The 21,258-nt window shown below is 59.4% G+C and carries 17 protein-coding genes; 10 read left to right on the top strand and 7 right to left on the bottom strand.

All coding sequences use genetic code 11. The features are described 5' to 3' along the window. Nucleotides 1-44 precede the first annotated feature (44 nt). The 8 genes from B0G73_RS32940 (at nucleotide 45) to B0G73_RS32905 (ending at nucleotide 9,061) form a co-directional block, all read left to right on the top strand. Nucleotides 45-1,244 (top strand): acyl-CoA dehydrogenase family protein, encoded by a 1,200-nt coding sequence (locus B0G73_RS32940; RefSeq protein WP_106285310.1) that lies wholly within the window; start codon nucleotides 45-47, stop codon nucleotides 1,242-1,244. A 31-nt stretch (nucleotides 1,245-1,275) separates the two neighbouring features. After that, nucleotides 1,276-2,430 carry an acyl-CoA dehydrogenase family protein gene (locus B0G73_RS32935; protein ID WP_106285309.1) on the top strand — a complete coding sequence of 385 codons (1,155 nt, stop codon included), beginning with the start codon at nucleotides 1,276-1,278 and terminating at the stop codon, nucleotides 2,428-2,430. A 35-nt stretch (nucleotides 2,431-2,465) separates the two neighbouring features. Continuing rightward, nucleotides 2,466-3,632 carry an acyl-CoA dehydrogenase family protein gene (locus tag B0G73_RS32930; protein ID WP_106285308.1) on the top strand — a complete coding sequence of 389 codons (1,167 nt, stop codon included), beginning with the start codon at nucleotides 2,466-2,468 and terminating at the stop codon, nucleotides 3,630-3,632. A gap of 27 nt (nucleotides 3,633-3,659) precedes the next feature. Continuing rightward, a complete protein-coding gene (locus B0G73_RS32925) occupies nucleotides 3,660-4,466 on the top strand; it encodes an enoyl-CoA hydratase (RefSeq protein WP_106285307.1) in 807 nt (268 codons plus the stop codon). A gap of 19 nt (nucleotides 4,467-4,485) precedes the next feature. Then, nucleotides 4,486-5,355, top strand: a complete 870-nt coding sequence (locus B0G73_RS32920) for a MaoC/PaaZ C-terminal domain-containing protein (RefSeq protein ID WP_106285306.1) — start codon at nucleotides 4,486-4,488, stop codon at nucleotides 5,353-5,355. Between the two features lie 51 nt (nucleotides 5,356-5,406). Further along, nucleotides 5,407-6,615 carry an acyl-CoA dehydrogenase family protein gene (locus B0G73_RS32915; RefSeq protein ID WP_106285305.1) on the top strand — a complete coding sequence of 403 codons (1,209 nt, stop codon included), beginning with the start codon at nucleotides 5,407-5,409 and terminating at the stop codon, nucleotides 6,613-6,615. A 9-nt stretch (nucleotides 6,616-6,624) separates the two neighbouring features. Next, nucleotides 6,625-7,758, top strand: a complete 1,134-nt coding sequence (locus tag B0G73_RS32910) for an acyl-CoA dehydrogenase family protein (protein WP_106285304.1) — start codon at nucleotides 6,625-6,627, stop codon at nucleotides 7,756-7,758. Between the two features lie 76 nt (nucleotides 7,759-7,834). Next, nucleotides 7,835-9,061, top strand: coding sequence for a cytochrome P450 (locus tag B0G73_RS32905; RefSeq protein WP_106285303.1), 1,227 nt, complete (start codon nucleotides 7,835-7,837; stop codon nucleotides 9,059-9,061). 317 nt (nucleotides 9,062-9,378) lie between these two features. Here the strand turns inward: B0G73_RS32905 and B0G73_RS32900 are convergent, their stop codons facing one another. From B0G73_RS32900 to B0G73_RS32870, 7 genes are all read right to left on the bottom strand, one after another. After that, a complete protein-coding gene (locus B0G73_RS32900; RefSeq protein WP_106285302.1) occupies nucleotides 9,379-11,910 on the bottom strand; it encodes an RND family transporter in 2,532 nt (843 codons plus the stop codon). A 33-nt stretch (nucleotides 11,911-11,943) separates the two neighbouring features. After that, nucleotides 11,944-13,044, bottom strand: a complete 1,101-nt coding sequence (locus B0G73_RS32895; RefSeq protein ID WP_106285301.1) for a YCF48-related protein — start codon at nucleotides 13,042-13,044, stop codon at nucleotides 11,944-11,946. A gap of 119 nt (nucleotides 13,045-13,163) precedes the next feature. Then, the gene (locus B0G73_RS32890; protein WP_106285300.1) at nucleotides 13,164-14,525 is read right to left on the bottom strand and encodes a DUF1329 domain-containing protein; all 1,362 of its coding nucleotides are present in this window, start codon (nucleotides 14,523-14,525) and stop codon (nucleotides 13,164-13,166) included. Nucleotides 14,526-14,542: 17 nt separating this feature from the next. Further along, nucleotides 14,543-16,252, bottom strand: coding sequence for a DUF1302 domain-containing protein (locus B0G73_RS32885; RefSeq protein ID WP_106285299.1), 1,710 nt, complete (start codon nucleotides 16,250-16,252; stop codon nucleotides 14,543-14,545). A gap of 268 nt (nucleotides 16,253-16,520) precedes the next feature. After that, a complete protein-coding gene (locus B0G73_RS32880) occupies nucleotides 16,521-17,324 on the bottom strand; it encodes an SDR family NAD(P)-dependent oxidoreductase (RefSeq protein WP_106285298.1) in 804 nt (267 codons plus the stop codon). A 74-nt stretch (nucleotides 17,325-17,398) separates the two neighbouring features. Further along, a complete protein-coding gene (locus B0G73_RS32875) occupies nucleotides 17,399-18,256 on the bottom strand; it encodes a glucose 1-dehydrogenase (RefSeq protein ID WP_258194054.1) in 858 nt (285 codons plus the stop codon). A gap of 140 nt (nucleotides 18,257-18,396) precedes the next feature. Next, entirely contained in the window at nucleotides 18,397-19,407 is a 1,011-nt protein-coding gene (locus B0G73_RS32870; RefSeq protein WP_106285296.1) for an NAD(P)-dependent alcohol dehydrogenase, read from the bottom strand. Between the two features lie 125 nt (nucleotides 19,408-19,532). Here B0G73_RS32870 and B0G73_RS32865 point away from each other — a divergent pair, with 125 nt between their 5' ends. Next, the gene (locus B0G73_RS32865) at nucleotides 19,533-20,282 is read left to right on the top strand and encodes an electron transfer flavoprotein subunit beta/FixA family protein (RefSeq protein ID WP_106285295.1); all 750 of its coding nucleotides are present in this window, start codon (nucleotides 19,533-19,535) and stop codon (nucleotides 20,280-20,282) included. Between the two features lie 2 nt (nucleotides 20,283-20,284). Next, nucleotides 20,285-21,214: an electron transfer flavoprotein subunit alpha/FixB family protein gene (locus B0G73_RS32860; protein WP_106285294.1), complete on the top strand. Its 930-nt coding sequence runs from the start codon at nucleotides 20,285-20,287 to the stop codon at nucleotides 21,212-21,214. Nucleotides 21,215-21,258: the final 44 nt, after the last annotated feature.

The raw sequence follows: 21,258 nt of genomic DNA, 5'->3' as shown, positions 1-21,258 counted from the left end.
TGGACGGCCGTCAGCGCCGCGGTAACGAATCGAGACGAGACACCATGGACCTGCGATATACCGACGAAGAACTGGCGTTCCGCGATGAAGTGCGAGCCTTTTTCAAGGAAGCGTTGCCTGAAGACATCCGCGTCAAGGCGGCGCTGGGACAGCGCTACTCGGCGGATGATCTGCGCCGCTGGCAGCGCATTCTGTACGAACGCGGCTGGGCGACGCCGGCGTGGGATAAGGCGTGGGGTGGAACTGGCTGGAGCGCGGTGCAGCAATACATCTTCAAGGAAGAACTGCACATGGCGCCCGCGCCGGAAACGCTTTCGTTCAATGTCACCATGATCGGCCCGGTGCTGATCGCGTTCGGCAGTGACGACCAGAAACGCGACTTCCTGCCACGTATTGCAAGTCTCGAGTACTGGTTCTGCCAGGGTTTTTCGGAGCCCGGTGCCGGCTCGGACCTGGCGGCGCTGAGGACCCAGGCGGTCCGGGAAGGCGACCACTACGTGATCAACGGGCAGAAGCTGTGGACCTCGACGGCCCATCACGCGGACTGGATGTTCTGCCTCGTGCGTACCGACGCGAGTGGGAAGAAACAGCAGGGCATTACTTATCTGCTGATCGATATGAAAACACCCGGCTTGACGGTGCGGCCGATCATCACTATCGACGGTCATCATGAAACCAATGAGGTGTTTTTCGATAATGTACGTGTGCCTGTCGCAAACCGGATTGGCGAAGAAAACAAGGGGTGGGATTACGCCAAGTATTTGCTCGGCAACGAGCGCAGCGGCATTGCGCGTGTCGGCGTGTCGAAGATGCGTATCCGCCACGCCAAAGATCTCGCGAAGCGCGTTCCGTGCGGCGACGGTGTGCTTTGGGACAACCCTCAATTCCGCGAGCGTGTCGCGTCTATCGAAGTCGAGTTGAAGGCGCTGGAAATCACGCAGATGCGAGTGATTGCGGAAAGCACCGCACGCGGTAGTCACACGCCGGACCCGAAGACGTCGATTCTGAAGATCAAGGGGTCGGAGCTTCAGCAACTCGCGGCAGAACTGCTTCTGGAAGTGGCCGGGCCTGACGCGCTGCCGCTCGATCTGGATTTCCTGCGCGGCGTAGGTAAGCCGATCCGGGACCCAGACTGGGCACTGACTATTGCGCCGAATCACTACTTCGCGCGCCACGTTTCGATTGTGGGCGGATCGAACGAAATTCAGAAAAACATCCTCGCCAAGTCCGTTCTCGGACTTTGAGCAGCAATCGAAACGCGGAGAAGCAAGGGCCATGGACTTTGATTTTACCGACGAGCAACGGATGCTCAAGGATAGCGTCGACCGGCTTGTCAAGGACGAGTACAGCTTCGAGCAGCGTGCGCGCTACCTGGCTGAGCCGGATGGGTTCAGCCGCAAACAGTGGGCCCGCTACGCCAACATGGGCTTACTTGGCCTGAGCTTCGCCGATGACTTCGGCGGCAGCGGCTGCGGTCCGATCGAAACGATGATCGTGATGGAGGCGTTCGGGCGGGGACTCGTCGTCGAACCCTATCTGGCGACCGTGGTGCTCAGCGGTGGCTGCATCCGTCTTGGTGGCAGTATCGCGCAGCGCGAGACAATTCTGCCGCTGATTGCCGATGGTTCGCTACTGATGGCCTTCGCACACGCAGAGCCGCAGTCACGGTACGACCTCGCCGACGTTGCCGCCACCGCGCGACGCGATGGCAATGGTTGGGTGCTGGATGGAGCAAAGCGCGTTGTGATACACGGCGGCGCTGCGGACAGGCTGATCGTGTCGGCGCGCGTTTCAGGCGACCGCCGGGACCGCGACGGCATTGCGCTATTTCTTGTCGATGCGCATGCGCCTGGTCTAACGCGCCGAGAGTATTTGACACAGGATCGGCTGCGCGCAGCGGATGTCGCACTGTCGGGCGTACGCGTGAACAACGCGGATGTGATTGGCGAAGCGGGGAAGGCTCTTCCGCTGATCGAATCGGTTGTCGCGCAGGCCATTGCAGCGCTGTGCGCCGAAGCCGTCGGCTCGATGGCGGCCGCGCACGAAGAAACTGTCGAATACCTCAAGGTGCGCAAGCAATTTGGCGTCGCCATCGGGTCGTTCCAGGCGTTGCAACATCGCGCGGTTGACATGCTGGTGATGGTTGAGCAGGCCCGCAGCATGGCGCTGTTTGCCACCATGATGAGCGAGGAGCCGGACGTGGAAGAACGCGCGCGCAGCATGGCAGCGGCCAAGGTACAGATCGGCCGCGCTGGGCGGTTTGTAGGCCAGCAGGGCGTGCAGCTTCACGGCGGCATTGGTATGACCGAGGAATGCAAGGTCGGCCACTATCTCCGTCGCCTGAGTGTGATCGACATTCTGTTCGGCGCCGCTGAACACCACTTGACCCAGCTCGCCAGTGCGGGCGGATTGATCGATGCGGCGGCGTGAACCCGCGGCTTCTTCATGTGAACGGAACCATTCAGATGAGCAGATTTTCTACCTCGGATTCGTATCAGGAACTGCGCGACGCGTTGCGCGATCTGTCGAAGGAATATCCTGACGAATATTGGCGCCGCATCGACCACGAGCGTGTTTATCCGGAAGCGTTTGTCGACGCGTTGACCCGCGCTGGCTGGATGGCAGCGCTGATTCCCCAGGAATACGGCGGCTCGGGTCTCGGACTGAGCGAAGCTTCCGTCATTATGGAAGAGATCAATCGCAATGGCGGCAACTCCGGGTTTTGCCACGGCCAGATGTACAACATGAATACGCTGTTACGCAACGGCTCAGAGGCTCAAAAGAGGGCCTATCTGCCGAAGATCGCCAGCGGCGAACTGCGTCTTCAGTCAATGGCCGTGACGGAGCCGACCACCGGCACGGACACCACCAAACTGAAAACCATGGCGGTGAAGAAAGATGGCCGCTACGTCGTGAATGGTCAGAAAGTGTGGATCTCCCGTGTGCAGCATTCGGACCTGATGATTCTGCTGGCCCGTACCACACCGCTCGCCGACGTCAAGAAAAAATCCGATGGGCTTTCCTGCTTTCTGGTCGACTTGCATCAGGCGATCGGCAACGGTTTGACCGTGCGTCCGATTCCCAACATGGTCAACCATGAAACCAACGAACTGTTTTTTGACAACCTTGAGATTCCCGAAGAGAACCTGATCGGCGAGGAAGGCAAAGGCTTCAAGTACATCCTCGATGGACTGAACGCCGAGCGCGCATTGATTGCCGCCGAATGTATCGGCGACGGCTACTGGTTCGTCGATCGCGCGCGGAGGTACGCCACCGAACGACAGGTGTTTGACCGCCCCATCGGTATGAACCAGGGCGTGCAGTTTCCTATCGCTGAATCGTATATCGACGTGAGAGCGGCGGATCTGATGCGGTACAGGGCGTGTGAACTGTTCGACGCTCACCAGCCATGTGGTGCCGAAGCGAATATGGCTAAACACTTGGCCGCCACGGCCGCGTGGAAGGCCGCTAATGCCTGTTTGCAGACGCACGGCGGCTTTGGCTTTGCATGCGAATACGATGTGGAGCGGAAATTCCGCGAGACCCGCCTTTATCAGGTGGCACCAATCTCGACCAATCTGATTCTGTCTTACGTGGCCGAGCATGTGCTGGACATGCCACGCTCTTTCTAGACAACGCGGCCACCGACGGAGACATCCATGGGCTACGAGACCATCCTGTACGACGTGAAGGACCGGATCGCCACGATCACGCTGAACCGTCCCGAACACATGAACAGCTGGAACGACAAGGTGGCCACAGAAGTTTATGAGGCCATGCAGGCTGCAGGAGCCGACCGCGGCGTGCGCGTCATCGTGTTCACCGGAGCGGGCAAGGCGTTCTGCGCCGGCGGCGATATTCATAGCTTTGGCGGCGATCCAGCCGCGCTGATGACCAAGCTGCCGCGTCCTTTCGACATGCGCAAGCGCGCCGACTGGCAAACGCGCTGCTCGTACTACCCGGCGATACCGAAGCCGGTCATCGCCATGCTCAACGGCGCGACGGTGGGCATCGGCCTGATTCACGCGTTGTTCTGCGACATCCGCTTCGCTGCCGAGGACGCCACGATTACCACTGCTTTCGCGCGGCGCGGACTCACCGCCGAATACGGCATGGCCTGGATACTCTCGCACCATGTCGGGCATGCAAGAGCGCTCGATCTGCTCCTGTCGGCGCGCAAGATCAAGGGGCTCGAAGCGGAACGAATGGGGCTTGTCAACCGTGCGTTTCCGTCGGGCACGTTGGCCGAAGAGACCTATGCGTATGCGCGCGACCTCGCTGAGAACTGCTCGCCGCGCTCGATGCGCGTGATGAAGGCGCAGCTTTGGGAAGTCCCGTTTCAGACGCCGCATGAGGCCATCATGTCTGCCGGCCTCGATATGCCGATTGCGAATCAGTGCGACGACTACAAGGAAGGCATCGCGAGCTTCCTCGAAAAGCGCAAGCCGAATTTCACCGACGATTGAAATCTTACGGGGCATAGTCATGCTGAAGTACGAAGTCATCAGGAACTGGCCAATTGAAGATGTGACCCAGAGTTACTCTGAGCGCGATGTGATGCTCTACGCGCTCGGTCTCGGCATCGGCGGTGATCCGCTCGACGCGGCGCAATTGCGGTATGTCTACGAGAAGGAGCTGCAGGCGATGCCGACGTGCGCCGCAGCATTCGCCTGGCCGAAATCATGGATGCGTGATCCGCGTGCCGGCGTTGACTATCTGAAGCTGGTGCATGGTGAGCAGGACGTCCGTTTCCTCCGTCCGATGCCGACGGCCGCGACCATCGTCAGCAAGACCCGCGTGAGCCTTGTGTCAGACAAGGGAGCGGGTAAGGGAGCCATCGTCGAACTCAGGCGTGATCTGATCGAGCAGGGCAGTGGCGAACGGCTCGCCGAGGTACGGCAAGTGTCTTTTCTGCGCGGCGACGGTGGCTTTAGCGCGGAAACCGGCATCACCGACCCGCCTCCGGAGGCGCTGCCATCGGTTCCCGAGCGCGCCCCAGACAGTGAATTCGAGTTTGCGACTTCGCCTCAGACTGCGCTGATCTACCGACTTTCGGGCGATTCGAATCCGCTGCATGCCGACCCGGAGGTAGCCACGAAAGCCGGCTTCAAGCAGCCAATTCTGCACGGACTTGCGACGTACGGGATTGCAGGCTATGCCGCGATCCGAACCTGCGCCGGCAACGACGCGTCCCGCCTGAAGCGCCTTGCGCTTCGCCTTACGTCGCCGGTTTATCCCGGCGAAACCATCCGTTTTCAATTGTGGCGCGAGAGTGACGCACGTTTCCATTTGCGGGCTCGAGTGGATGCACGCGACATGGTGGTGCTGAATAACGGCATCGTGGAGATTGGCTGAACTCCGCCCTGGATTGTTGTCCCGGACAAGTGTGGTCAAAGGAGTGTGTTTATGGATTTGCGAGAAAGTCTGGAAGACAAGACCTTTCGCGCATCGGTTCGGGAATTTGTGGCGGCCCGGTTGCCCTCGGATATCCGCGAGCGAGTGCTCAATTTCCGTCATGTGCCGCGCGAAGATTACGTTCGCTGGCAGCGCGTCCTCGCAGCGAACGGCTGGGGCGCGGCTGCGTGGCCGGTCGAATACGGCGGCGCGGGGTGGAACGCTACACAACGCAATATCTTCGACGAAGAGTGCTTTACCGCCGGTGCGCCTCGGCAGATGCCGTTCGGCCTGTCAATGGTCGGACCGGTACTGCAGAAGTTCGGGACGGCGGCACAGCGTGCTTACTTTCTTCCTCGCATCGTGACGATGGAGGACTGGTGGTGTCAAGGCTATTCCGAGCCTGGCGCCGGCTCAGATCTGGCTTCACTCAAAACGCGCGCTGACTGTGCTCCGCGCGACGGCGAACCGTTCTATATCGTCAACGGACAGAAGACATGGACTTCGTTTGCCCAGTGGGCCAACTGGATTTTCTGTCTGGTGCGCACGCACAGCGGCGACCGTCCGCAGGAGGGCATTTCCTTCCTGCTGATCGATATGAAAACGCCCGGCATCACCGTCCGGCCGATCAAGACACTCGATGGCGGACATGACGTCAACGAAGTTTTCTTTGAGAACGTTGAGGTGCCGATCCGAAATCTGGTCGGCGAGGAAAATCATGGTTGGTCGATCGCAAAGTATCTGCTCGGCCATGAACGCACCAATATTGCCGGGCTTGGCAACTGCAAACGCTTCATGCGCCGATTGAAGGAGATTGCACGGACGGAACGGAAACACGGCAAGCCACTGATTGACGATGTCCGCTTCCGCGACAGGATCGCGAAGGTCGAGATCGATCTGATCGCGCACGAGTGGTCGCTGCTGCGTGTGGCCTCCGCTGAATCGGCGGGACGGACGATTGGGCCCGAAGCGTCCGTGCTGAAAATTCGTGGCTCGGAAATCCAGCAGGAATTGACCGAACTCATTATGGAATGCGCCGGTCCTTATGCGGTGCCATTCGTCGCCGACGCACTAGACGGCGAGTGGAGCGGCGAAACTGCGAACGGTGAACTGCTGAACGCGCTCGCCGCGCACTACCTCGACTGGCGCAAGATCTCGATCTATGGCGGTTCGACCGAGGTGCAGAAAAACATTATCGCCAAATTGGCGCTCGGCATCTGAGGAGACGTCATGGACTTTACGCTCGTCGAAGAGCAACAGATGCTGGCCAACGTGGTCGGCCGTTTCATCGACAACGAATATGCTTTCGAAGCGCGGCGGCGACTGGCGACGACAACCCAGGGCTGGTCGTCCACGCACTGGTCCACGCTCGCTGACATGGGGCTGCTGGCGTTGAACGTGCCAGAGGAACACGGTGGTCTTGGTGCTTCGCCGGTGGAAACCATGATCGTCATGGAGGCATTTGGCCGGGGGCTTGTGCTCGAGCCATTTCTTTCGTCGGCGGTGCTGGGCGCAACACTGATCGGGGTTGCAGGCCACGAGGCGCGCAAGGCGTCGTGGCTCACCGGTCTCGCCGGCGGCAACCTGAAGACCGCGCTCGCGACGCTTGAACCGGGCGCGCGCTTTGACCTGTGGAATGTGACCACGACCGCGAAAGCGTCTGATGCAGGCTATGTGCTCAATGGTCGGAAGGGTGTGGTCCTGCATGGTGACAGCGCAGACCTGCTGTTTGTCTCCGCACGAACGTCGGGCGAGCCGACGGACACGGCGGGTATCACGCTCTTCGCTGTAGACGCAAAAACACCTGGCGTCACGGTGAAAGGATTTCCGGCGCTCGATGGCCAGCGCGTCGCGGAGATTACGCTAGATGAGGTGCACGTCAATGCGGACGCTGTGCTCGGTACGGTAGACGAAGGGTTCGCGCTGTTGGAGTGGGTAGTCGATCACGGCATCTTTGCACTTTGCGCGGAGGCGGTGGGGACCATGGAAAAGCTGGCCAATCTGACCTACGACTATTTGCGCACACGCAAGCAGTTCGGCGCGCCGATAGGCAAGTTTCAGGCTTTGCAACATCGCGCCGCCGATATCCTCACCGCTGTCGAACAGGCCCGTTCAATGGTTTACTTCGCCGCCGCAAAACTTGCGGACGACGATAGGCGCGAAAGCCATCGCGCGGTCTGTGCTGCCAAGGCGATGATCGGGCGTAGCGGCCGCTTCGTTGGACAACAGGCTGTGCAATTGCATGGTGGTATGGGAATGACCGACGAACTGTCAGTGGGATGGTACGTGAAACGCCTGACCTGCATCGATATGACCTGGGGCAACACCGAACATCACGTTGAGTTGTACGGGGCCTACCTGTAGGCATCAATCATCTAATAGCCAGTGCGATAACCGCTATGTCGGTGCGCTTGGCCACGTCGCGAAAAGGAGACACCGAATGTCAGCAACCGGTCACGCAGCGCCACCCGAGTCGGCGCCGATTCCCGCACACGTGCCGCCGGAGTTGGTTGTGGATATGGATATCTACAACCCGCCCGGCGCCGAGGACGACTACCATCTCGCGATGAAGAGGCTGCACGACGACGGCGTTCCCGACATCTTCTGGACACCGAGAAACGGCGGTCACTGGATTGCGACGCGCGGAGACGACATCTACCAGATATTCAAAGACTACGAGAATTTTTCGTCGAAGCAGCTGACAGTGCCGCTGGTCGAACATGCGCCGCTGCCGCCGATCTTCTTTGATCCGCCGCTGCATACGGCATATCGTGCGCTGATTGCCCCGGCTTTTATGCCCCAGGCGATCAGCACACTCGAAGAGAAGGCCCGCGAGATGACGATCGAGTTGATTGAGGGCTTTTACGAAAAGGGCGAGGTGGAGTTTGTGTCGGGCTTCGCACAGCACTTGCCAATCGGTATTTTCATGAATATGGTCGCGTTGCCCGCGGAAGATCGCGACTTCCTTCTTGGCCTCGCCGACAAGATGGTTCGGCCTGACTCCGCGGAGCAAAAGCTGGCCGCGCTCGGTGCGATTTTCGAATATCTCGGCGTCAAAATTGCGGAGCGGCGTGCCAACCCGGGCGACGACCTTATCAGCCGGATCGTTCAATCCAGGATCGACGAGCGTGCGCTGACGGATCAGGAACTGAAGGGGCTGTGCGGACTCGTGCTGATCGGCGGGTTAGACACGGTCGCATCGGCGATGGGTTTTATCGCGAATTTTCTCGCGAAAAGCCCGTCGCATCGCAAGGAGTTGATCGAGCACCCGGAGCTCACGCAAAAGGCGGTCGACGAGCTACTGCGGCGCTTTCCGGTGGTCAATCAGGGACGCCGCATCACGCACGACTTTGAATACAAGGGCGTGCAGATGAAGGAAGGTGACATGATCATCATCCCGACCACGCTGCACGGGCTGGACGATCGTAAGTTCAATGATCCGCTTACGGTGGACTTTTCTCGCCCGACGCCTATTCACTCCACTTTCGGCAACGGCGCGCATCGCTGTCCGGGGTCGTTTCTCGCGCGCGTGGAACTCAAGGTGTTCCTGCAGGAATGGCTCAAGCGAATCCCTGACTTCCGGGTCAAACCCGGCGAAAAGGCGGGCGTGCATGGCGGCGTCAACGGCACGCTCTATCATTTGCCGCTGGAGTGGGATGTGCGTTAAGAAGAAAACGGGGCACTTCGGTGCCCTGTGTGCGGCTGGATAAGAGTCAGTGCCCGTCTCTCTGCTCAATCGCAACCTTGATGCTCTTGACGCAACGTACTGATTTGCCGTATGCCGTAGCGTTGTTCATAGGTCTCTCACCACCGTTGATGTCAGGGTCCGCCGCGAACTGCTGGACGCTCTCATGAGCTTGAGAATGCCAAATCTGTTCGCCGCCTTCGGCGGTTTTCTGGAGACGAGTGCAAATAGGCGTTACCTTGACGCCGGCCGCCTGCGTCAGGCGCGTTTGCTTCTCGCGCCTGGCCGCTTGCCGCTGGTCAGCCGCGCGTGGTCTGTTTAGTATTAGCGCCGCCCGTCGCGGCGAGATTCTCGGTGCGCACGGCGGGCACGACCAGCTTGGACACGTCGGCCTTAACTGGCATCCCCGCCGCTTTGCTCGCCGAATCGGAGATGCCACGGAGCAGGAAATGCGACAGTGCGGGGATCAGGATCAGCGCGCCGATCATGTTCCATAAGAACATGAACGTCAGCAAAATGCCCATGTCGGCTTGGAACTTGATTGGTGAAAACGCCCATGTAACAACACCCGCCGCCAGTGTTACCCCAACCAGTGCAACTACCTTGCCGGTGAATTGCACGGCCCGGCGGTACGCTTCTGCCAACGGCAGTCCTGCTCGCTGGTAAAACAACTGGACGCTCAACAGATAGAGTGCGTAATCGACACCGATGCCGACGCCCAGCGCGATCACCGGCAATGTCGAGACTTTCACGCCAATGCCGAGCATTACCATCAACGCTTCGCAGAGAATCGAAGTGACCGCGAGAGGTACGACAGCGACAATCACCGCGCGCCAGCTGCGGAAGGTGATAAAGCACAAAAGGATGACGGCACCGTACACCATGAGCAGCATTAACCGGTTGGCCTTCGCGACGACTACGTTCGTCACCGCATCGATGCCGGCCGAGCCTGCTACCATCAGAAACTGATGGTCCTTGTCATTGTGCGTTTTCGCAAAGTCTTCGGCAGCCGCCATGACGCGCGACAAAGTCGCCGCCTTGTGATCAGTCAGGTACACAATGATCGGCGCGGTCGTGCACGTCGCATTCAACAAGTCCGGATGGTCCAGCACAATCTGCGAAGCGGTCTTGTTCTGGATCGACGGCACGCGGTCGATCGTGTACCACTTCGGGTAGCCTTCGTAGAAGCCTGAGGTGACCCAGCGGGAAAGCGCGCCGATCGAGGTGGTTGTCTGGACGCCGGGCACTGTACGCAGCATGGTCTCGAGTCGATCGGCCTCGACAGCAAGCGGAAAGTTGTTGCCATCACAACTCGTCTGCGAGGACTTGCCGATCACCACGAACAGGTCACTCGAAAGCCCGTAATGCGCATTGATATAAGCGTTGTCGATGTTATAGCGGGAGTCCGGCCGGAGTTCCGGTGCGCCCGCATCGAGGTCGCCGATCTGCAACTTCTGACTGACGCTCCAGCCGCCCACGGCGAGAAGCGCTGCGCAGGCAATTGCAGCCGTAGCCCATCGGCGTTCAGTGAAACGGTCTAGCACGTTCCACACTGAACCCACCGCATTATGTCCGGCGTTTTCTTCTCGCTCGGTCCTGACGCTACGTCGGGCGGCCGACGGGCTGACGCCGATGTACGACAGCAGAACCGGCAGCAGCAGTAAGTTAGTGAACACCAGTACGCCAACGCCGACGCTGGCGGTGAACGCGAGATCCTTGATGACGGGGATGTCGATCACCATCAGCACGGCAAACCCGACTACGTCCGCGAGCAGGGCGGTAAGGCCGGCGAGGAACAACCGCCGGAACGTGTAGCGTGCGGCGACATACTTGTGCGTGCCGCGGCCGACGTCCTGCGTGATACCGTTCATTTTCTGGGCGCCGTGAGACACACCGATCGCGAAGACCAGAAACGGCACCAGAATCGAGTACGGATCAAGCACGAATCCCAGTGTCTTGATGATGCCGAGCTGCCAGATCACGGCAATCAGCGAGCAACTCACGACCAGTAAGGTGCTGCGAATGCAGCGCGTATAGAGAAAGATCACGACGAGGGCGATCAGCGCCGCCATGCCGAAGTACATCGTGATGAGGTTGAGCCCCGAGATCAGATCACCGATCAGCTTGGCAAATCCAACGACGTGTACGCGCACTTCGCCATGCGACTCGCGCTGCAAAACGTCTTCGATCTGGCGAGTAAGCCTGGCGTAATCGAGAGGCTTGCCACTATCAGGATAAGTGTCGAGCAGGGGTATCTGGATCATGCTCGATTTCAGGTCGTTCGCGACAAGGCTGCCAACGATGTTGGCACGCGCGACATTGGTGCGGAGCCGGTCGATCTGCGCCGGTGAGCCGTCGTAGCTTTCGGGCATGACAGGGCCGCCCGCAAAACCGTTTTCAGTCACCGTGTTCCACCGTACGATCGGCATCCACAACGACTTGACGCCGGGACGGTCCACGCCTGGGATCAGGAACAACGCATCGTTGATCCGTTTGAGCGCGTTCAGATACGTAGGATCGTACACGTTGCCATTTTTTGCTTCGACGACGACCCGGATCGAGTTCCCGAGACCCTTGAGATCCGCCTTGTTCGTCAGATAGTTGTGGATATACGGGTGCGACAGCGGGATCATCTTCTCGAAGCTGGCGTTGACTTCGAGACGCGATGCCTGAACACCCAGAATCGCCGTCACTAGTGCGCAGATCAACATAAGCCATGGACGGCGGTTGAATATGAGTCGTTCCAGCATGTTTCCGGATCGCCGATCGAACGTGGTGGGATCAGTCACCACCGGCATTTTGTCGAATTGGGCGTTGCTACCTGCCGCCATGTCTGGCTCCTGGAATGCGATGGATAAACACTGTCACTTTGCGTTGCCCGCGACGGGAAGCTCGATGCGGGAAAGTCCTGCCGCGCCGGTGACGATGGCCTCGCTGCCACGCGTCATCAGGCCGAAGACCGCGCCGGGCACGGGCGTGGCGACGCGGTTGAAGGTCTTGCCGTGATCGCTACTAACCAGCAGTTCGCCTGCCTGTGTGCCGAGCAGCAGCCGGCCGTCGGCAAGTTGCCCGCTCGCCAGCACGCTCGCGCCTGTCGGTAAGGAAATCTTCTGCCACGTCTGGCCGTTGTCGACTGTGCGGAATGCGTTACCCAGCAGACCGTATGCAATCAGCGTCGAGCCGCTCGAGGTCATACCGAAGAAGCTGCTTTTCGACGGCGTCTTGAGTCCGACAAAGCGCTGCGCGCCCTCGTCGAGTTTGAGGAGAAGGCCTTGCTCGCCGGCAATGTACAGCGTCGATCCGATGCGCCGAATGGTGTGAAGGTTCAGCGCATTCGGGTTGTCAACGCGATCGAACCATGGCTCCCAGGTTTTACCGCCGTCCTTCGTATGAAAAATAATATTGAAGGAGCCGACCACCCAGCCGGAATGGTCGTTGTCGAACCATACGTCGAGGAATGGTCGGCCTCCCATGTCAGCCAGAAAGCGTGCGGCTTCGTCCTGTGCTGTCTTTAGATCCGGTGAAGTGCCCGCCTGGTGAGAGTAGAAGCTCTGCATCAGCTTTGCCGCCTGAATGCCGTCGAGCTGCTTATGCCACGTGGCTCCGCCGTCTGCGCTGTGCAGCACCTGGCCATCGTGTCCCACTGCCCAACCTTGCTGCGGCGTTGCAAACATGACTGAGACCAAATCCGAACTCACTGGGCTTGGCGCCTGCCGCCAGTGTGCGGCGTCGTCGTCAGACAGAAGAATCACGCCGCGCGGTCCGACGGCAACAAGCCGCTTGCCTGCCAGCGCCACCGACATCATGGGTTCGTGGGTAGCGTTTGGCGCTGCCGCGGCAGGGGTGTCGATCGGGTCGTGAAAGGCTGCGTTGGCATCGCCGGTTACGATACACGCCGCGGCCACTAGCGCGAGCGTGACCGCCGGGACAACTGGGACAAACGCGCGAGCTGTTCTAGGGCTCATTTAATCTCCTTGCACCGTCGCGGCAAAACAAGGTGCCACGACGGTCTGTCTCATCTTATTTGTTCTGGTGGCGCGCGGTGATGGCGGGCCAATCGTCGCGCGCCGTCCATTGTGCTGCCTTAACGGACACCAGTCGACTGCATACGATCCGGCGTGAAGAAATCCCTGGGGAAGCTCACGTTGAAGAAGATGCCTGGCGACTCCGCGGGATGGCTGCCGAAGATATAGATGCCACTGCCGAAGTCATAGAACCAGTTGCCCAGCGAGTATGGCACTTTGTAATCGTAGGCGGGAACCGTGGTTTCGAATCCGCCGCGGTAGAGCTTTCCGGATTGGTCATACGCATCCATCGCACCGCCGCCGCCATCTTCGTCCATGTACATAACCTTCTTGCTGTACACGTGACGGACATTGGCCTTTAGCGTCAATTCCACGACCCATACCCGGTGCAATTCCCAACGCGTCGTATCGGGATTGACGAACTTTGGCGTGAGAATCTTGCTGGCGGGTGTTTCGTACTGCTGCTTGTAGTCGTTGTACGGAATGTACATCTCCTTCTTGCCAACAAGCTTCATATTCCAACGGTCCAGCTTGCCGTAGAACAACTGGATGTCATCCATGGTGATGGCGCCGGAGTAACCCGGGTTCGGCGTGTCATAGGCGAGATCGGGCGCGACACGCACACGACGCTGGCCAGGGCTGTACATCCACGACTGCTGGTCATGGTCCGCGGTATCCATGAAGTACCAGAAGAGCGTCGTTTCGCCGATCAGTCGTGCGGGAGCGGCATAGTCGTTGAACACCTGGTACCAGATTGCTTCGCCGCCTTTCTTCTTAAAATCATCTTCGTTCTTGATGTCGAAGTAAGGGTAGCTCAATGAGCTTTTAAATTGAGCCGCAAGCGTCGAGTTCCCGGCGGTATCGACCAGGTAAGTCTTAACCGTATTCCTCTGAAAGGTGCCTACATAGCGCAGTTCCCAGTCCCAGATTGCTTCCTGGCCGGTCTTTGGCACAGGGAACGGTTTGCCGCCGAATGCTCCGGTGAGGAACAGGCCGTTTTTCTCCAGCTTCGCGGTCGAGGCGTTCTTCTCCGAATTTGCCAGGTACCAGTCCGGAAAAGACGCGCTGCGATGCGTCGGGTAAATGTCCATCCGATAGGTTGGATAGCGTTTGAAAAGCTCCTGCGCGCTAGCGCTCAGTTTGTCCGCGTACTGCTGATAATTTTGCGCCGTGATTTGCAGTACCGGCTTCTCATCGGGGTAGGGATCGGCCCACTTGCCGCTGTTCGCCTTGAAGCCCGCCGGCATCGTCGTGATGCCACCGGTATAGGCGGGGATGGTGCCGTCCTTGTTACCCGCAATCTCGGCGCCGAATGGCGTAGTACCTGATTCTGCCGCGAGTGCTGTAACGCCAGCGAAGGGAACCGCGCAAAGCGGTACGGCGACCACGAGCGCCTTGACGAGTGTTGATATACGTTTCACAACTGTCTCCATCTGTTTTAGAACGTAGTCTGGTAGGTAATCCCAAGCCACGATTTATCGCTATACGGTGCGCCGACGGCCGCCGCCGCACCGCCGCTCGAGAATCCCTTCTTGTTCGTGTAGTACGTGTACGTGATATCTATCTCATGCTTGTTGTGAATATTGAAGTTCAATCCAATCAGGAACGTATTGAAGCCCTGCGATTCCCCGGCGTTGTTGATTACCGGTGAGTAGCCCTTCAGGTTCAAGTTGATGAAGAGGGGCACGGTGAGGTCGACACCTGGAAACACCTGGTACCACTGCGGGCTCGCACCGATACCCATACCCATCCAGAACCGCGACGCGCAGTTGTTGTACGGATTGTTGCCACTGCCCGAGCATTGTCCTGACGTATCGTAGCCAGACAATGCGAGATTGCCCGGATTCTTCTGTACAGACATCAACCGATTGAACGCGAACTCACCCTGTACAAACATGTTGTCCCAGAAGGGCGTCTTGCCGACAGATTGCGTCAGATTGAACAGCCCGTGCAACGTGCGACCAGTCGGGGCGTTGTTGATCGTTGTCGTACTGGTGGGGCTCAGCGGCATATTCCAGCGATAGGAAATTTCAGCTGCATACGCGGCATTGCCAACAGGACCGTTGATCCCGGCGCCGACCAGGTTGACATCATTACCGTATTGCGCCTGGATACCGGGCAGCGTGACCGGACCTAAGTTCACGCCACGGCCGGGCGCGACCAGCGCGGCCCACGGGAATTTCATGGCGAAATGCCGGAAGGCAACTTCCGCTGTGCTGCCGATCGCATCGATACGCCACTTTCCATCTACGCCTATGTCGCCCTGCTGGCCCTTGATCGGGGCAACCCGGTTCAGCGGCACGGGCCCAAGTCCAGGGATCGCTGTATAAGCGGCCACCGGCGGTCCGTACAAGATAGCGTCCGCGCCACCGAAATAGGTGCCGCCTTCGGGAATGCGGTCGTAGTCCCATTCGAAAGTGTACTGAGCCGCCAAGGTAATGGTGTCGGTCAGCTTGGTCGACACGACCGTTTGAGTGGTTGGCAAAACCACCTCTTTCAGCGACGCGCTCGGGCTGATCGTTGCCTTATATAGATCGATTGGTTGCTGGGCGAATGCAATTGAGTTTGTGCCACCGATCGTTGCGAAAGCGGCCTGGCCCCAGGTGATGGCGGTACGGCCCAGTTTGACGTCGACCGGATGGTCACCGAGATTGAACGAGCCAAAGACAAATGCGTCGCGCAACTCGCCGCTGGGACCCCCGTAGTATTTCTCGATATAACTCGAGTAGGTATTACCCGGGTAGTTCGGCAGATTGTTAGGCGAAGGCAAGGACGTGTTGTTATTAACGTGGCTCCTGTAGCTTGGGTCGTACCACGCGGCCGCACTCACGCGGAAACCCCAGTTGTCCTTGTACTTGAAGTCGAACTCGCTGTATAGGTTCAGTCGAGCTTGAATCGTGCCGAATTTTGATGTCGAGAGGTCGCTTTCGTCGTAGGTCGGGCTATTCGTGTAGAAGCCGTCGCGGCCTTGCAGACGCATGCCGTAATCGCCGCGCACGGTGTTGTCCCAGTGCATATCGATGTCCGGGTTCGGCGTAGTGATCTCGAAAGCCAATCCGCTTGTGCTATATAGCCCGCACACAGCCGCCAGACAGGTGGTCCACACGGCAACGCTGATTTTCGTGGGCCGCGGCCGATAGTGTTTCATGTTGTCTCCTCTACGTTGAATTTTCGGCCTACTACTCAGATGTCCGATTAAGCCTGCGGAACTTCGTCCGCTCTTTTTCAACTTTCGATGGAGTGAGGTCCACCGTTGACCGCTGCCTTTAGCTAACTGCGCCGTCTCTGTTTTCCGGATGCCTATCGACTGTCCTGAATCGAAATATGTGAATACTGTTCGTAAATATAAACACGCATTTTTGGGTTGTCAACGTCGTTCATGACGGTAGTTTCACTACTGCGGGCCACGCCGGCCATCAGATCAGCAGGTAACCGCCGTCCACGGTGACGAACGCGCCAGTCATGTAATCAGCCAGACCGGTGCTAAGGAAGTAGACAACCTTTGCGATGTCGTCGGGTTCGGCGTAACGGCCAAGGGTGGATCGAACGGGAATGTCAGCAATGGCTTCGGGAGCTATGCCCAGCACGGCCATGATCCCCGGCGCTGCTTCGTTTGCGCCCGGAGTGGCAACGCCGCCCGGCGCGACCGCATTCACGGTTATGCCGTATTTGCCGAGTTCCTTTGCGAGTGACTTGGTCATCATCGCGACGCCGCCTTTCGCCGAATCGTAGGGAACCAGGCCGCCGACCGGCAGCACCGCATCGACCGAAGAAATATTAATGATCTTGCCGCCACGTCCGGCGGCGATCATCTGGCGAGCCGCTGCTTGCGCCTGAAAGAACACGCCCTTGAGGTCGATATCGAGCACGGAATTCCACAGCTGTTCATCGATCTCCATGACGGGGCGCGGGGCGACCAGCGCGGCGTTGTTCACGAGGATGTCGAGTGTGCCGAACTGATTTAGTGCGATGTCGACCGCCATCTGAGTGTCTGCAACGTGGGCGACGTCGGCTTTGACAGCCAACGCCCGCGCGCCCGTATCTCGGATCGACTGCGCGGTCTTTTCTGCAAGGTTGCCGTTGATATCGCAGATGACGACGGCAGCGCCGGCTTCGGCGAGACGTCTCGCAATCGCCTCGCCGATGCCCTGTGCGGCGCCGGTAATGAGGGCGGTTTTGCCGTCAAGGTTGAGGAGGGAAGTCAACGTCTTTGTATTCATATACGCGCTCTCTGAAATGCGGATGGCGCGTTCCGCTGCGTGGCTTCGCAAGCGGCTTTCGCGCGAAGGAATGGCTAGATCACTGACATCGGGAAGCAGAGGATCTCCGACACACCGCCGTCGACCATTAGCATTTGGCCGTTCATATAAGAACTGGCTTCGGACGCGAGGAATACGGCCGCGCCGCCAAGTTCTTCTGGGCGTCCCCACCGTCCGACGGAGATGTGCGAACGGACGATTTCTTTCATTTGAGGATTCGACGTGACGGGCTCGGCCATATCGGTCACGAAGTAGCCTGGGCAGATGCCGTTGCAGCGAATGCCGTGGCGACCCAGTTCGGCGCCGAGCGACTTGGTGAGGCCGGCCACTGCGTGCTTGCTTGCCACGTAGGCCTGCAGTTTTTCCCGTCCAAGGACCGAAACGTACGAACCGACATTGATGATGCGCCCGTGGCCGTGCGCGATCATCGGCGGAGATACCTGCTGCGCGAGGAGATAGGCCGCCGTGACATTGGTGTCCATCGTGCGCTGCCACATCGCCGGCGTTGACTGCAGAAAATCGGACCACTCGCAGATACCGGCGTTGTTCAGCAGTATGTCTATCCTTCCGTGACGCGCGAGGACGTTCTGTACGGCAGCCGCGATGCCGGCCTGGTCGGTGAGATCGAACGGCTCGAGGTCGACTTGTTCGCTACCGACCCCAGCGGTGCCGCGAATGGACCCGGCGGCGGTTTCCAGACTGTCGCGCGAGCGGGCGGCAAGCACGACGGTCGCGCCCGCGGACGCGAGTGCGCTCGCCATCGCGAATCCCAGACCACGCGACGCGCCGGTGACGAGTGCAACCTGACCATCGAGAGAGAATATTTTCATTGGCACGTCTTCCCCGGGAACGAGCGCCGATCCGATGGCTGGATTTGCGTCGACATCGATCAACGGCAAATTGGAACATACGAACGATGTTCTACATTATGAACAACTTGGGGCGGTTCACGAAATGGGGTATACGCGGGGGCAACCGGCTCGGACGCGCACGAGACGAGCATGGCGATCCGGTCGCATCCGACCGGCAAGCGCTAGGCGTGCTGAATCACGATTTTGCCGAAGTGGCGCTGGCTCTCCAGGTGACGTAGAGCGTCGGGCACATCGGCAAAGGCAAACGTTGAATCGATCACGGGTTTTAACCGATGGAAATCGATTGCGCGGTTCATGGTCTCGAAATCCTGGCGGGATCCTACATGAATCGGGGCGATAGCAAGGCCGCGCATGAAGAAACCGTCACCGGGCGAGGGGGCGCCGGTAAGCATTCCCACCACACTGATGCGGCCTCCCTTCCGTGCGGCGGCGACCGATTCGGCGAAGGTCGCAGCGCCTCCAACCTCGACGACGAGGTCGGCGCCATCGCCGTCTGTCTGTTCCAGCACGGCATCCGCCCAGCGCGGCGTGCTGCGGTAATTGATGGTCGCATCGGCGCCCAGTTCCGCGAGCCGTGCGAGCTTCGCGTCGCTCGACGAGGTGGCGATGACTCGTGCGCCGAAAAGCTTGGCGAATTGCAGCGCAAAGAGCGAGACGCCGCCGGTTCCCTGGACGACCACGGTTTGCCCAGGCAGCAGCGGCCCATGCTCGCACAGCGCGTTCCAGGCAGTTAGGGCCGCGCATGGCAGCGTTGCCGCTTCTTCGTCCGAGAGGTGCTCCGGTATTGCAACGAGTTCTTCTTCGCCAAGCAGCACCGTGTCGCGCAGCATGCCTTCGACGATTGCGCCGCGTCCCAGCGTGTCCGAATGGTGCGGCAGCGTACCGCCAACCCAATTCTCGTAGAAGGTCGCCGCAACCCGATCTCCGGGCTTCACGCGGCGCACGCCCGGGCCGACGGCGACGACCGTGCCCGCACCGTCAGAGACGGGAATGTAGTTCGGCCGCAGCCAGTCTCCGAGCGCGCCACGCATAAAGAGCAGTTCGCGAAAATTGAGCGAACTGGCATTCACTTTCATCAGCACCTGATGTGGCCCCGGTGGCGGCAGGTCCGGTTCCTCGCAGAATTCCAGCCCCGTAATGCCTTCAATCCGAGCGCAGCGATAAAGCTTCATGGTTGCCTCCATAGCCGTCCATCACGGCTTGGGATTGCCTCGATGGACCTTCGTTGTCGTTGACAGTAGCGAAAGATGTGGTTCAGAATGTAGAACATTGTTCATAAAAGCGTCTGGAGCGTCAATTGAAAATACTTGTCGCGGTGAAGCGGGTGATCGATTACAACGTGAAGCCCCGTGTCAAAACCGACGGTTCTGGCGTGGATCTGGCCAACGTCAAAATGGCCATGAATCCGTTCGATGAAATCGCGGTGGAAGAGGCTGTGCGGCTAAAGGAAACTGGGGCCGCAACCGAGGTGGTGGTGATTTCCGCTGGCACCTCGCAGTCGCAAGACGTCTTGCGCACAGCGCTGGCGATGGGCGCCGATCGGGCAATCCTGGTAGAGACGGCGACGGATCTGCAGCCGCTCGCCGTCGCGAAGCTGATGGCGGGAATCGTTGAACGCGAAGGGCCGCAACTGGTGCTGCTCGGCAAGCAGGCGATCGACAACGACGCCGGCCAAACCGGTCAGAAACTCGCCGGATTGCTTGGCTGGCCGCAAGCCACATTCGCCTTTAAAACGGAAGTCGCGGACGGCGTGCTGACCGTGACACGCGAAATCGACGGTGGGCTCGAGCGAGTCGCTCTCGATCTGCCCGCAGTCGTCACCACGGATTTGCGCCTGAACAGTCCCCGCTATGTGACGTTGCCCAACATCATGAAAGCGAAGAAGAAGCCGCTCGACACGCTGACGCCGGAAGCACTCGGCGTGGACGTGACGCCGCGTCTGACGGTACTCGAAGTGACTGAACCGCCGCCGCGCAAGAGCGGAATCATGGTGTCCGACGTCGAGACGTTGATCGAAAAACTTCGCAATGAAGCCAAGGTGATTTGACCATGTCCATTCTTGTTATTGCAGAACACAACAACGCGTCGCTGCACCGCGCGACGCTCAATGCGGTCGCTGCCGCGACGCAGATCGGCGGCGATGTTCATCTGCTGATTGCCGGCCACGAAGCGTCGGGCGCCGCGGCCGATGCTACGAAAGTAAGCGGCGTGACCAAAGTTTTGTACGTGGACGCCGAAGCCTACGCGCACGCGTTGCCGGAAAACCTTGCGGCGCTGGTGGTGTCGCTCGCGCAGCCGTATAGCCACGTGATCGCCGCATCGACGGCTGTCGGCAAGAATTTCATGCCGCGAGTCGCCGCGCTGCTTGATTGCGCTCAGATCTCCGAAGTCGTTGCCATCAAGGCAGCGGATACATTTGTGCGTCCAATTTACGCCGGCAACGCGCTTGCCACAGTCAGGTCTGTCGACCCGATCAAAGTGTTGACCGTCCGCACGACGGCCTTCGACGCCGCTTCGTTGGAGGGCAGTGCGCCGCTCGAATCCGTGCCGGCGGCAGCGCCCTATGAACGCGCGCGTTTTGTCGACCAGGAACTGACTAAATCAAGCAGGCCCGAACTGGCGGCAGCCAATATCGTCGTGTCCGGCGGGCGCGGCATGCAGAACGGCGATAACTTCAAGCTCCTCGACGCGCTCGCCGACAAACTCGGCGCGGCAGTCGGCGCTTCGCGCGCCGCTGTGGACGCGGGATTCGTGCCGAACGACTACCAGGTCGGGCAAACCGGAAAAATCGTCGCGCCTCAGCTCTACATTGCTGTGGGCATCTCCGGTGCGATCCAGCATCTGGCCGGCATGAAGGATTCAAAGGTCATCGTTGCAATCAACAAGGATAACGAGGCGCCGATTTTCCAGGTCGCCGACTACGGCCTCGCGGCCGATCTTTTCGATGCCGTGCCCGCGCTCACGGAGGCGCTGGACTGACGTTGGACCGGATTGACAATGTTCTTCCCGTCAGCCTAGTATTT

This window comes from Paraburkholderia sp. BL25I1N1 (assembly GCF_003002025.1).
GTDB lineage: Bacteria > Pseudomonadota > Gammaproteobacteria > Burkholderiales > Burkholderiaceae > Paraburkholderia.
Note: the sequence above shows the minus strand (reverse complement) of the source record. Positions and strands in the feature narration are given on the sequence as shown.